The sequence below is a fragment of the Novipirellula herctigrandis genome, from assembly GCA_007859835.1.
In the GTDB taxonomy this organism is placed as follows: Bacteria; Planctomycetota; Planctomycetia; order Pirellulales; family Pirellulaceae; genus Novipirellula_A; species Novipirellula_A herctigrandis.
Window position 1 is genome coordinate 1,973,674 of record SJPJ01000001.1, and the last position, 13,543, is coordinate 1,987,216.

A 13,543-nucleotide genomic window follows, 5' to 3' on the forward strand; every position below is an offset into this window, starting at 1 on the left:
AGCGATCACAAACTCGTTTAGCGATCACAACGAACTCGTACGCCTCGCACGATGACGATCGGTGGATGATGCAAACGAAAACCATCAGCAGACAGTTTTCGTCCCTTTGTCCTTAAGGCTTGCAACTGTCTACGAAGCGTCGCCGACATCGCCCGGTGCAGAAATGTGCTTGGAAATGTAGGCTGGCTCTCCCATTCGCTGGAGCAAGTCAAGTTGCAATTCAAGCCATCCGATGTGCCCTTCTTCGTCGAGCGCGATACGTTCAAAAAGCATGCGTGAACCTAAATCATTCTCGTCCGCTGCCTGCTTTGCCGACGCCGTGTAGAACTGAATCGCTTCTTGTTCGTCAGCAAGGTCTAGCTCGAACATTTCCTTGAGTGATCCGGCGCGTACAGGCGTCTTTTGGAGCGTTAGATCGGGCTCACCCTTAAGGAAGATGATGCGCGAAATGAACTCGTCCGAATGCCCGAGTTCCTCCTGCATTTCTTCTCGCATCTTCGTTGCAAGCAGGTCCATTCCCCAATCGTCAAGAACGCTCGCATGCAGTTGGTACTGATGCATCGCGGTTAACTCCATCGAAACTGCGGATTGCAAATTCTTTAACGTCTGTTTGTGACTCATAACTCGGGTCCTTTGTTTTAAAAATGATTAGTGAGGTTCGACTTGGAAACAGGACATGGTTGAATATCTTCAGTGGCAAAGCATATTTTGCATCGATGACGATGTCGAGGCCGGTTCAATTTGCAATTGGGACATTGCTATACGAATTCGCGAAACGCGCGACAACACATCGATGCTCCGATTAAACGAATTGCACGACAACGGAAAACGAAGACACGGTCCATTATTCTTGCCTCAATGTCCTTCCGATGCGAACAAAATCAGCCGACACACGGCTGTGCGAACGAGGTACTAAATTGAATGTAAACAGGCAATCGCGACGAGGGGAATATCGCATCCCCACCCATCGGAGTGACAACTGCAAAGCGCGCAACAAAAGTCTTTTTGATCATGGTTTTCGCGAATCAAACTGCCTACCTTGAGCTTCGTCCAAACTAAATCCCAAGATTGGCGGCGCAGCGAAAGTCGTCAATACTTTCAGCGATTCACGGTGCAAATCGAAACTCATGACGAGTCCCGCTACCCCAAAATTCGAAGTTGACGAAAATCTCGAACCCTGATCGGCTAAGTTCCACCTTGCCTATTGGGGGCCTACATCGGGTCTCAAGATGCTGTGAAAGCACGCGCGTCATCAAAAGCCTTTCCGCAAACTCAATTGGCATTTCGATAATGGCCACTGGCGTAAAGGTTCCGCCACTCAGTCCGGCGCGTTCTTATCAAGATTTGCTGGACCAACAACATAAATATTGTTGATGATGCTGGTCACTCCATCGACACGCCGAACTTGCTCCTGCGCCAACTGTTTTAGATAGAAGGAATCGACGCGACCACGAAGTTGAAGAACGCCTTGTCGAAATTCGCACGATACTGCTCTCAATGCCGGTTGGTGAGCTGATTCCAACTTAGCGCGAACGTCTTGATCAATCCGACCAGCAGCACGTTTATCAACCACAAACCCTGTTTCGCCACCCACGTGGCGATATTCGATTAAAGCATTCATCAATGAAACCAATTTGGAAGAGAAACTCTGGTCTATAGAAAAGCGACAGCGATCAAAACGCTGCAATGTACATACCGAAACAGCCCATCCCCGTTTCCTACATGTTTCGAGTGGTTGCGGCGCTGCAATCGTCCGCATCCGCACACATGGATAGCACAGTAGCATTACTGGACTTGTCGATGAAAGCTCGTCGACGCGACGAAATGAAAAGTAGAAAGCGACAACCAATGCTTCGATCTAGCCGACTTCTCAGTCTATCACCGAGCGCACGTTGGCAATTACCGAGCGCACGTTGGCAATTACCGAGCGCACGTCGGCAATTACCGAGCGCACGTCGGTGTTTGCCAGCACGACTTCTTCCGCTGCCGGAGAGCATATTTGGCGAACACTTTTAGGCCGATATAGGCACAAAATCAGCGATTATCCTATGAACATCGCATAACCAATCTTGGCGACTCATTCGGGTGTGGTAGGAGGGAGTGTCAGGTGAAATTGGTACGCAGCCGTTAAGTACGCCACCTCTCGAACCTGGACACCCCGTCCTACAACACGCATCTGCCATCCTATTCGACACGTCACAACTGTGCTTATCTGCTCAGGCACACAAACTAGCATACTACAGCAATCCGTGTGCCGTGTCCGGCCAATTCACGTAGCCTATACGAAGTGCCCCAAAGCGAGAAGCATGACTGCTCAGCCGACTAAGGTTGTTCCGCAGGATTCACCGTATCGTTAGTTCCGTTTCTCATCATGATCGCGATTCCTCCAATGGGAAATCCAGTAGTGCAATCAACTACAATCATGGCGGACCATGGTTGCGGCAACACGCACCGGAGTACACAGAAAGTTGACGTTTGCCGCACTCATTCGCTGCAGGCCCAAAGTGGTTACAACAAATTGCGTTAGCTGTGCGATGGACGGCGGTGTAGGAAGCCATGTGCTAATATAAATCCTGCCATCGGCCATTCGTGACGTTGTGGATTGGACGAGGGTTCGCGCGTCAGTGCTGCGACACTCATTCGCGAAATTCCTCAACAACGCCTGTCTGCAATGAATAGCGTCGGAACAATTTGACACCACCTACGATGATTTTCGAATCAACTCCACGAAGCATGCTGTGTTTGCTGTTTGCCCGTGTTTGCTGCTAGAATGTGCGTTCTGGTCACGGTATTTCAACGAGATTTAGCAGTATGACAAAACGGGTCCTCGTTCTGACGTTGATTGTCGTCGCTCTCTTGGGTCTCGTGTACTACAGCAAATGGACCCCAAAGCCAGCGGTTGTATCGGGGTACATTGAATCTGACGAGATAAGGTTGGGTTCACGCGTCGGGGGGCGTGTCGCACGTGTCTTGGTAGTAGAAGGCCAAACGGTCAAGCAAGGCACCGTTCTTGTTGAACTCGAACCGTTTGATTTACTAGAGCGAGAATCGCAGCGAGTGTTTTCTCTGGCCGCTCGCGAGGCCGAGTTCAAACGGTTCTCTGCTGGCTTTCGTGACCAAGAGAAGGCGCAGGCTCAGGCAAGGATTGACCAATTGCAGGCACGGCTCGACTTATTGACCGAGGGACCTCGGACAGAGGAAATCGAAGCGGCACGGGGTCGACTTTCGATGGCCAGGGTTCAACATAAACTCGCGCAGCAAACCTCGGACCGACTGACAAGGCTTGTCCGCGAAAACGCTGCTTCAAAACAGGAAATCGACAATGCGAATGAGTCGCTCGATGCCGCCTCGTCAAATGTGGTTGTGCGTCAACAAGAGCTGAATCTACTGCTTGCCGGCACCCGAAAAGAGGAATTGCAAGAGGCAACAGCCCGAGTAGAAGAAGCGCGTCAAGCTTGGCAACTGATGCAGCAAGGCTACCGTAGCGAGGAAATTGAACAAGCCAAAGCGGCTCGCGATTCCGCCCAAGCTGCATTGGATGCACTTCGACAACAGAAACAGGAACTTAGCATCAGAAGTCCCATCGATGGAATCGTCGAAGCACTCGATCTTCAACCGGGGGACATGGTTGCGTCGGGAGCGCCCGTGTTATCGATGCTGGACAAGAACAATCTTTGGGTGCGCGCGTATGTTCCGCAAAATCGCATTGGTATGAAAGTTGGGCAGCAAGTACGTGTGACTGTCGACAGTTATCCCTCCGAACCATTCAGCGGTACGATCACATTCATTGCCCGGCAAGCCGAGTTCACGCCAAGCAATGTCCAAACATTGGAGGAACGATCCAAACAAGTCTACCGCATCAAAGTGTCCATTGAAGATCAGCGTGACTACCTTCGACCGGGGATGATGGCCGATGTTTGGTTGGATTCAATGGGTGATGGAGAATGAATCCACCAATCATTGACGTCCGATCGCTATCGCGCAGCTTCGGCTCATTGGTGGCCGTTCACGACGTCAGTTTCCAAGTATCACGCGGGTCGATTTTCGGACTGCTCGGCCCGAACGGCAGCGGCAAGTCCACCATTATCCGCATGTTGCTCGGGATTCTTCCGCCCAGTGGTGGTCGTGCTAGTGTGCTTGGCCTGGATGTGCGAACCGGCGCCGAACGGATCAAGCCACGGGTCGGATATATGTCGCAACAATTCAGTCTTTATGGCGACTTATCGGTCAGGGAGAATCTCGATTTCTACGGACGCGTCTATGGACTTGACCAGCAATGTTTGGCGAAGCGGCGCGATGAAGTACTCAGCCTGACGGGGCTCGACGACCGACTACCACAGCTAGCCGACACGCTGTCGGGTGGTTGGAAACAACGCTTAGCGCTGGCCTGTTCGCTGATACATGAGCCCGAAGTTTTGTTCTTGGACGAGCCCACTGCTGGCATTGACCCTGTCGCTCGGCGTCACTTGTGGGATTTGCTGTTCGAGCTATCCGGTCGCGGCGTGACCCTGTTCGTCACCACCCACTATATGGACGAAGCGGAACGATGCACCGAAGTTGGCTACATCTATCAGTCACGACTTCTGGTACTTGGAAAGCCTCACGAATTGAAACAGCTGCCCGAAGTGAACCCAGCGGGCACGCAGCGGTATGAGATTCGTCTACCTAGCCCAGCCCAGCACCTCGCCTCACTGCGACAGTTGCCCGAAGTCCATGACGCAACGCTTTTCGGTGAAACGATTCATCTACTAATGGATCAAACGCGATCACCCGGTGACGTTCTTCGCCAAATCGGTCAGCCTAGTGCAGAAGACACACGCGAAATCGCCCCAAGCTTAGAAGATGTTTTTGTGACGTTGACCAACAACGCAGAAAAACAAACCCCACAGGATCCCGATCAAGCCAACGAGAACGCAACCCAGCTCACGACCGAACCCGCCATCGCGACGGAACCAACTTTCCACGAATCTGCGGAAGAGATCCCCGACGATGCGACAGCGATAGAAAATCCATCGTATCGTGGTACCTACACAGGTCTTTGGGCAGTCTTGCTCAAGGAACTCGTCCATATCCGCCGCCAGCCGACGACGCTTTTCTTCATGCTGGTTATCCCTGCGATACAGACGACCATCTTCGGGTATGCCATTGACACTCAGATCGAGAACATCCCAACGGTCGTGTTTAACCTTGATGGCCGACAATTGTCTCGAGAGTTGACATCGGCGTTTGAAAATACGCGTCGTTTTCGAATCGTCTCGTACGCAACCGATGACGAATCCTTTCAGCGTGCGATGTCGTCGGGACGAGCCAAAGTCGGAATCCGCATTCCTCCGAATTATGTCGACCAACTACTCCGAGGCGAACAAACGCGTCTGCAAGTACTCATTGATGGAAGCGATTCCCAAGTCGCGACGACGGCTCAGAGCACCGCGCAGCTACTAGGCATGAATTTGTCGATCCAATTGGCGAGGGCAAAAGAGGACGCGATGCAATTGGCCCCCGCTCGGAGCGAGTCAGGAAAAGGCGTGCTGCCAATCGAAGTTCGGACGCGAATGCTCTATAACCCTGATTTGGAAAGCTCCCACTTCTTTGTCCCTGGCTTGGTCGGGATCATCCTGCAATTGGTAACGCTATTCCTAACGTCGTTTGCCATCGTCCGCGAACGCGAACTCGGTACGTTGGAGCAGCTATTTGTGACTCCCGTCGGCCGTACGGGGCTACTACTGGGAAAACTATTGCCGTATGCCTTGGTCGGGTTTGTCTCCTTTTTGACCGTGATGGTCGTCATGATCTATGTGTTTGGCGTCGACATCCGTGGCAGCATATCGCTATTACTTGCCCTGTCGATGTTGTTCATGGTTTGCTCGCTCGCTCTCGGATTACTCGTGTCTACGATCGCAAAGACACAACTCGAAGCGATCCAATTTGCGTTCATTATCATGCTGCCATCGGTCTTGCTTTCGGGCTTCGTTTTTCCGCGGAGTGAAATGCCATTGCCGATCTATTTGGTCACGTTCATGATTCCAGTGACCTACTATATCGAGATACTTCGCGGCGTCGTTTTGCGTGGTGCCGACTTCATTGACCTGATGCCATGGGTCATTGGCCTTACCATTTGTGGCGTGGTCGTCATGGCACTTAGCATTGCCCGATTCCAGAAACGCCTTCGCGTTTAGAATGGCATCGTCGAGCATTGCATTCAACGGACTGGGCGCATTCAACGGACTGGGCGCATTCAACGGACTGGGCGCATTCAACGGACTGGGCGCATTCAACGGACAGATCGGGCGCAACCGGTGGAAGCAAAGCAAACACGCGGCCAACCATCGAGAGCGGGAAATCGAATCAGCACTTGTCCATTGCGATCGCAGGTTGGCTGGCAAAACCTGTCGTCGGAATGGATGGTGACTCTTCCACATCCGCCGTCACTTGTGCCGCTCTCATCATGGCTATCGCGACACAAACCAAACCAGTCGCATCAAGCGTCACACCCATCAGCGATGTCGTTGTAAAAGCTTCGTTTAGAAGAATCGCAGCGGCGACGGCTGTGATACCGGGAACCGTCGCTGTCGCCAGCGTCGTGATCGCACCGCCAAGCGAACGAACGGCGTAGGTAAAAAGTGTCAACGAACCGACGACGACGATCCAACCATGAAAGATGCCCTGTACAGCAAGCGTGCCGGCTCCTGCGTCCAAAAGACGTTGAGCATCACCGAAAATCATATAGATGGGGAGATAGAGAATCAGACCGAATACGGAAACGATCGATGTCGCTCGAAGTGCATCTACGCCCAATTGCTGAACTCGAACCGTATAGATCGCCCACATCAACGGACCACCCAACAGCAACAAGTCGCCGATCCAAGCTTGGCCTCGTGACGGTTCAACGCCATCGAGGAAAAAAAAGAACGTTGCCAGTACCATGAAGGACAAACCCACCACACGAACCGGCGTCACTTTCGTAATACCGACCGCTGCCCCCAGTAAGATCGTGAATAGCGGCAGCATCCCAGCGGTAAGCGCCGAACCGTGCGTTGCAGGAGCAAACGAAAGTCCGGTATAAGTCAAAGCCGTATAGCCCGGTCCGGCAGCAAGACCTAGCAGAAAGCAGGTCCGCAGCCGCAGCCCCCCCAACCCGATACGCCATAAGACGGGAGCCATCACGACGCCCGCGAACACGAACCTAAGCAACATCAATTCCATCGGCCCGAGCGACGAATGCGTCAAACCCCAGCGTGACGCGATCGCCCAACCGGACCAAACCGTCACCACTCCAACGAGCGATAAAACGCCAAAAACGAAACGGTTCAATGTAATTCAATCGCAAAAGGGTAACAGGACCGGCGGATCAAGCATCGTCAAAAAACGAATTCGATGAGCCCGGTTTGTAGCGAAGCTGTGTCAGTAAATCCAGCGGGCGAGTGCGGGTAAGAAAAAACGCAACAAGAAACGCATGAATCATGCCAGCTCTCCCTACCGTACGGTTCGATTCTTCCCGGTAAAGACATTCCGACACGACATTTGGATACCTAGTTGCGTTGCTTTCTAACGATTCGTAACCTTGGGTATGAACGAATCCTATCCAAAACTCATCGTCTTTGATCTCGACTTCACTCTATGGGACTGCGACGGAACGTGGTGTGACTGTTTGTCGCCACCATTTGGTTTACGCGGCGGAAAAGTCACCGACCGAACGGGGCGCATGGTCCGACTATACGATGACGTTGCAATGATTCTTGACGAATGCAAGCGAGGGCGTGTCCCCATTGCCGTGGCATCACGAACGGAGCAGCCGAGGTGGGCGCAAATGTTGCTAGATCTACTCGAAATTACCAATCGGTTTTCGTTCGCCGAGATCTACCCGACAACGAAGTTGAAACATTTCGCAGCACTTCAAGAATCGAGCGGCATTCCATTTGAGAAGATGCTCTTCTTTGATGATGAAATGCGAAACATTAGCGAAGTTTCACAGCTTGGCGTGACCAGTATTCACGTTGCCGACGGATTGACCGAGGCGCTCTTTCGGGACGGTTGCCAGCAATTCGCCGAAGCGTTTTAGGATCGCCCAAACCGCCGCACTCGCTTCCATTCTTTTGCTGCGGCTGCCGACATGTGAGCTGAAGAGTCATCCCGAAACGCAAAGAGCCTGGCAAACGCCAGGCTCTTTTTGAATAGTTCACGGCAAAAGCCGTTCGGCGACTTACCGCGAAACTTCGATCAATTCGACGTCCGAGGCGACTGCAACCTCTTCGTGATTACTGAGCGTGACCCAACCATCCGAATCGGGTTTAGCCGATTGGATCGCTCCGATCGCTGCCACGGAGACCTCGGGAAATCGAGCTGCGAAGTCAACGGCGGCTTTGGCGGCATCCGCCAGCGCCACTGCACGCACGTCATTAGACGCTGGGACGTCCGCCTGAGCACAACAGGAATAGGAATCGCATCCGCTATCACATCCACAGCCACCGCGTACTTTGCTGTAACAGGATGGGCAGCAGTGCAGTGCACTCCAATCGTAAACACAAACGGTCTTCTTGCCTTTTTCAGTCCCTAGCTTTTTAATCGTCCGCACCTTGCCGCATTTTTTCAGCGGACCACATTCCCAGGGGAATCGTAGTGGCGGGATGCAAATGGTTTCACATTCAACAACAAATTTCGTTGTCTCCACTTCTTCCTTTTCGACTTTGACCTGACAGCGTCCCTCTTCGCAGAAGCAGCAGCAGGGGCCGAAAGCACTTGCGGTGCTAGTCGAAAGGGTCAGCAACGTCGCCAAACCCAACAATCCTAATGGAATAATGCGTTTCATCGGAAAATCCTTTTTTCGGTTGATCAATATGCGATGGTGCCAAACCCCACCGGGGTTCGGCAAAAAAGTCAAAGGTCGGCTTAAAAGTCAACCAAAAATCGAGCACCATAGACATCGTATTCACCCGAGACAGGAGCTCCCATCCGATTACCAACCGTGCTGTTGGAAATGTCACCAGTGATGTAGTTGAACTGCATCCGCGCGTTTGTGTTCCAGTGCCAGTTCATGCCAATGGTAAGTGCCTCGCCTTCGCCACCAAAGATGTCCTCATCGGAGAAATCAGCCTTTGAATATCGAGCAGCAAGTTGCCACGCTCCCCAACCAGCCGCACGTCCACAATTAGCGGAGTCAACCATCCAGAAATTCTGGAACGGAACGACACGACCAATCGTTCCCGACTTACGCTCCCAGGGCATATGCTCCCCCGTCAAGAAGTAGCTGGCATAGATGTAGCCACCGTCCAGACGAACGTCTTCGGCTCCATCACGCTCGACCCAGTTGCTTTGGTACTCGCCGACGATTTGCAACGCCCCCAAGTTCACAACGCCTTCGAGTCCGATCAGATTGTAGTAGTCTGCACCAGCGATTTGTCCGGTATCGAGCCACCGCGTACTCTCGGTCCGAGCTTCTGGGCGGGTGCGGAAGCGGGATTCCGATACCGCATCGGTGCTAACATCGGCGTGTGAACCCGAAATGGCCCAGTGGGCGTAACCGCGTCCATTGCTTGTTTCATCGTACCAAATTGTATTGGCCAATCGTCCGGCAACTTGCAACTGCAAATGGTCGCCCGTGTAGTTACCTTCATCCTGAATATTGCGTTGATTGAAAACCCCGTATCGCCAATTCCAAGCCAAGTCATCCGTGATACCGTAGGATTGCAATCCCAATCGGCGTGCGTCTTCATTAAACGCTTCGATCACAAACGGACGCTCGATGAAAACGTTGTAACGAGAGCTATTCAAGTGATCCAAGCCAAAGGGACGTTTTTGATTTCCCAGTAAGACTTCTTGAAAAATCGGCAAATTGCTCCATCCGATATAGGCGTCGCGGAACTCCGACTTGTTTGCGCCGGCCATTTCCAATTCCAACTTGTATTTCATGTTGTCTTTGATCTTGCCAGAGGCAGCCAATCGCAAGCGACGAAAGCCCAGTCGATTGTCGGGGTCGGAACCACCGTTGAACTGGTTGATTGCTGGATCTTCGTTAGTATCAAACCCCCAACCATCGACGTGAATACGTCCGCTGATCTTCATCGTCGCCTTACTGGTGTTGCTGACGACAATGCTCTTGTTCCCGGCGAGCTTTTCAACTTTTTCAAGTGACTTTTCGAAACCGTCAAGATCTTCCCCGAAGGCTTCGATTTTTTCCGAAAGCTTCGTGATATCACTACCATCGTCCTCGGATTCGTCGGCGTCTTCCGTGTCCGTTTCAGCTTCGGTGGGTTCGCTAAGCGATTCGTTGATCAGCATGCCTTGCGGATACGACTCGCCTAGATAGGGTTGTGCGATTGGCACGTTTGCCGACTCGACTTCGTAAGCTGAATGGAGATACGACTCCAATTGATCAGCTTCGGCCGATGCGCTAAAGCAAATGAATGTTGAAGTATAAATGAGTCCGCATAGGGTCCGCCTGCGGGCGGATGTAAAGAGGGAATACATTAGTGGACCGTCCCTGGCTTAAAAAATGTTAATCTGGCGTTTTACACCAATGGACCGTCTTGTCCGGATGGTCGTGCCCGCCTGTAAACCGGGCATGCCACCGGAGAGTCTCAGGAGTTTATTCAAACTCGGAAGAATCCATTTCTTCCCCCGTTATTCCCAATCGGAAATCCTCGCCTCGTTTGCAAGGCACAAGGCAAGGAATTTTCCTCGTCTTCATAGAACGCAACCATTGATTCGGAAAAACCGGATTAACCAGACCCTGTACTGCAGACCGAAATGGAAGGTTTATTAATTTCCGAGTTTTTTTCAGTGAAAATTCACGGCTTTTCGAAACCACCCAAAGCCCCGAACGTGGACCAAACTGCGGTCCAAAGAAGACAATAGGACCCTGCGAAAAGCCTTGCTGCGTTACCTTGGCCGTCCAAATCGAATAGGCGCTAGATACTTAGCTCGCGTGTTCAAGGCCACATACAAGTCTGGATGGTCTATTTCACTTTCTCGAATTGCCTCTGAAAGAACTCCCGCATTTCCGAATTGATGTCTCGGCCGCCGGCATCGCGGGTGTACACAAAGATATTTTCGACATCAAGTTCGTCCATTTTTGACTTGAGGTCTCGGCCAAAATTCGGGTGATGAATACCCTGGCCAGGCCGCGCATTATCAGGAAGCGGTCCATCCGCTTCACTGTAGACCATATAGATTGCCGGGTCGTCTTTCGTCAAATGAGTAATGGCTGATGACTCATCGTAGAGTCTCTGTTTTTCAGGAGTCGGATGGAGCACCTCATCCGCGGTCGTCATTCCGTATACTTTGAAAATCGACGGATGCTGCCAAGCTCGACCACCAATCAACGATTTGATTTTGATCGGGTCATAGGTACTTTGACCACCAAACGTACCGATGGCCTGAATGCGAGTGGATTGGCGTTTGATTGGATCATCACTCATTGGATCGGCAAGATCGTCATGAAAGCCGATCCACATCGAGATTCCCGCACCGGCGGAACTGCCAAAACAGGCAACTCGCTGCGCATCGATATTCCATTGCTCCGCTTTGCTTCGCAGGAACTGCAATGCGCGAGCACCATCCTGTTGCGGCGTGGGAAAGAGCACCTCTTTTCCGTCCACAAAACGGTAGTGAATCGCACCAACACTGATACCAGCATCCAAGAAACCGTTTAGCCTATCCGGGGGGACGTGTTTGTTGCCACCGACGAAACCTCCGCCATGAATGTAGATCACCAATGGCGTTGGCTCGTCAGATGATGCTTGATAAAAATCGAGTACGTTTCGTTCGTGCTCGCCGTACTTTACATCCGCGTAGGTTGGTTGGATCGCGCCGCGTGTTGTGTCACTATTCCTCGCGAACCCTTTTTTCAGATTTTCGCGATATCGAATCTGGTAAGCACGAACTTCCTCGCGTGTTAAGATGCCGTCTTTGTTTGTGTCGGCACCTGGAAATCGCTTGAGCAAATTTTGCAGACGTTCCTCCACAATCGGCTCTTCGTCAGCTGCCACGGATAGAACAGGCACACTAAGCAGGCAGCACCCTACGAATATTCGCAGGCTCGATTGGACAAGGGCAAGGACAAGGGCAAGACATTTGATCGCGGTTAGCCGTTTGATTGCGGTTAGCCGTTTGATTGCATGTAGCATTGTCCGGTTCCCTTTCAATTATCGATTCGAACGCACACCCGATTGACGCTGACGTCATGGCACACAACCAATGATAGTTGCGTACACTCGGATTGTCGTGTGTTTTCCACGTTCCACCGTGTCACGTAGCTGATCGATGCCGGTTAGACGAATAGGTCCAATGCTTTGTAGCTTGCCCCTAGCACTGGCTCACTTGGGAAACCGAGCCAACGTTCAAGCGCGGTGGCATAGACTTGTCGGTAATCGGTATGGTGGCGTGGTGCGTCTTCCTTCAAATCGGCTAGATCGGGATGTTCACCGAACAGGCCCCCCTTGAGACGTCCGCCCGCTAGAAACACCGGAGCGGCAGCCCCGTGCCCCGTGCCGCGTCGCCCGTTCTCGGAGAGAGTTCGGCCAAACTCCGAAAAACTCATCAATAGCACGCGATCGAGCAGCTTCGCACGATTCAAATCGTCAACGAATGCGGCGACCGAGATGGATAGTTCACGTAACAGCGCCGCGTGATTGTCCCGTTGGTTCGCATGATTATCAAAGCCGCCTATCCCACCTCCGCCAAGTTCGGCAAAGAAGATCCGCACGCCAAGATCAGCACGGATCAATTCCGAAATCGTCTTGAATTGTTTAGCAAGTGAGAACGAAGGGTATTCGTCTTGCCGGTCGGTGGTACGTAGTACTTCGGCCACTTGATGACTGGTTGCGTGAGCGGCCAAAGAACTTTGCTGGACATAGTGGGCGAGCGGATTGTCACTATCTGTGGCCGATTGTTTGGCTGCTTCTAACAGACCTTTTCGTTGACTCTCATCCGTTCGCAGAGTCCATTTTTCCGCTGAGCGGACCGACGGAACGACCGCTCGTTGCGTTCCTAGTGCCAACGGCATTGGGATTGGAGCCACCAGCGTGGCAGGAACCGAAGGCTCGTCGGGGCGTTCGGCGTGGTCAATCGCACGGCCTAGCCACCCGGTTTGACATGCGGCCTGACCGGGACGCGCGGTATGCCAATCTCGCAAGGCTTCGTCATGGCCGCGATTTGAATTTGGATAACCAACACCTTGAACGACCATCATTTGCCCGTCTTTGAACAGTCGCGAGAACAGCGGCATTTCGGGATGGAAGCCAAGATCCGAGTCGATCGGGTGTACATCACTAGCCGTCAAACGAAGCGTCGATCGACTGCGTGCGTAAATGTCGTTCGAATAGGGAACGACCGTATTGAGCCCATCGTTGCCCCCAGAAAGTTGCACGACAACAAGCACCGTATCCGATGATGGTTCACTCGCACCGGCCGCCAGTGCCGATTGCTGCATGAACGTGGGCATCGCAGGCGAAAGCGAGACCAAGGTGGAAGTGCCAACCACCGATTTCAAAAAATCACGACGTGAATGTGACATAGCAAATTTCTCGTTAGGGTCATTGAAAAACAG

10 protein-coding genes are annotated in these 13,543 nt (G+C 52.2%); 3 read left to right on the plus strand and 7 right to left on the minus strand.

Features of this window, described 5'->3' with window-relative positions; translation table 11 throughout:
- Positions 1 to 129 precede the first annotated feature (129 nt).
- Both CA13_RS07075 and CA13_RS07080 read right to left on the minus strand, forming a co-directional pair.
- On the minus strand, positions 130 to 621 hold the full coding sequence (locus CA13_RS07075) for a bacterioferritin (RefSeq protein ID WP_146395235.1): 492 nt from the start codon (positions 619 to 621) through the stop codon (positions 130 to 132).
- A gap of 697 nt (positions 622 to 1,318) precedes the next feature.
- The gene (locus CA13_RS07080; protein ID WP_146395236.1) at positions 1,319 to 1,621 is read right to left on the minus strand and encodes a BON domain-containing protein; all 303 of its coding nucleotides are present in this window, start codon (positions 1,619 to 1,621) and stop codon (positions 1,319 to 1,321) included.
- Positions 1,622 to 2,811: 1,190 nt separating this feature from the next.
- On the opposite strand from CA13_RS07080, the gene CA13_RS07085 reads away from it, so the two are divergent.
- Positions 2,812 to 3,948, plus strand: coding sequence for an HlyD family secretion protein (locus tag CA13_RS07085; protein WP_146395237.1), 1,137 nt, complete (start codon positions 2,812 to 2,814; stop codon positions 3,946 to 3,948).
- Positions 3,945 to 6,176 (plus strand): ABC transporter permease, encoded by a 2,232-nt coding sequence (locus CA13_RS07090; RefSeq protein WP_146395238.1) that lies wholly within the window; start codon positions 3,945 to 3,947, stop codon positions 6,174 to 6,176. The genes CA13_RS07085 and CA13_RS07090 overlap by 4 nt, the downstream gene beginning before the upstream one ends.
- A gap of 169 nt (positions 6,177 to 6,345) precedes the next feature.
- Here CA13_RS07090 and CA13_RS07095 read toward each other — a convergent pair whose 3' ends face one another.
- Entirely contained in the window at positions 6,346 to 7,311 is a 966-nt protein-coding gene (locus CA13_RS07095; RefSeq protein ID WP_146395239.1) for a DMT family transporter, read from the minus strand.
- Between the two features lie 256 nt (positions 7,312 to 7,567).
- Here CA13_RS07095 and CA13_RS07100 point away from each other — a divergent pair, with 256 nt between their 5' ends.
- Positions 7,568 to 8,059: a magnesium-dependent phosphatase-1 gene (locus CA13_RS07100; protein WP_146403491.1), complete on the plus strand. Its 492-nt coding sequence runs from the start codon at positions 7,568 to 7,570 to the stop codon at positions 8,057 to 8,059.
- A gap of 141 nt (positions 8,060 to 8,200) precedes the next feature.
- On the opposite strand, the gene CA13_RS07105 is transcribed toward CA13_RS07100, so the two are convergent.
- From CA13_RS07105 to CA13_RS07120, 4 genes are all read right to left on the minus strand, one after another.
- The gene (locus CA13_RS07105) at positions 8,201 to 8,806 is read right to left on the minus strand and encodes a hypothetical protein (RefSeq protein WP_419194031.1); all 606 of its coding nucleotides are present in this window, start codon (positions 8,804 to 8,806) and stop codon (positions 8,201 to 8,203) included.
- Positions 8,807 to 8,886: 80 nt separating this feature from the next.
- Positions 8,887 to 10,464 carry an OprO/OprP family phosphate-selective porin gene (locus CA13_RS07110; RefSeq protein WP_146395240.1) on the minus strand — a complete coding sequence of 526 codons (1,578 nt, stop codon included), beginning with the start codon at positions 10,462 to 10,464 and terminating at the stop codon, positions 8,887 to 8,889.
- Between the two features lie 488 nt (positions 10,465 to 10,952).
- Complete coding sequence (locus CA13_RS07115; RefSeq protein ID WP_146395241.1) at positions 10,953 to 12,122, minus strand: alpha/beta hydrolase; 1,170 nt, start codon at positions 12,120 to 12,122, stop codon at positions 10,953 to 10,955.
- Between the two features lie 143 nt (positions 12,123 to 12,265).
- Positions 12,266 to 13,510, minus strand: a complete 1,245-nt coding sequence (locus CA13_RS07120; RefSeq protein WP_146395242.1) for a DUF1501 domain-containing protein — start codon at positions 13,508 to 13,510, stop codon at positions 12,266 to 12,268.
- Positions 13,511 to 13,543: the final 33 nt, after the last annotated feature.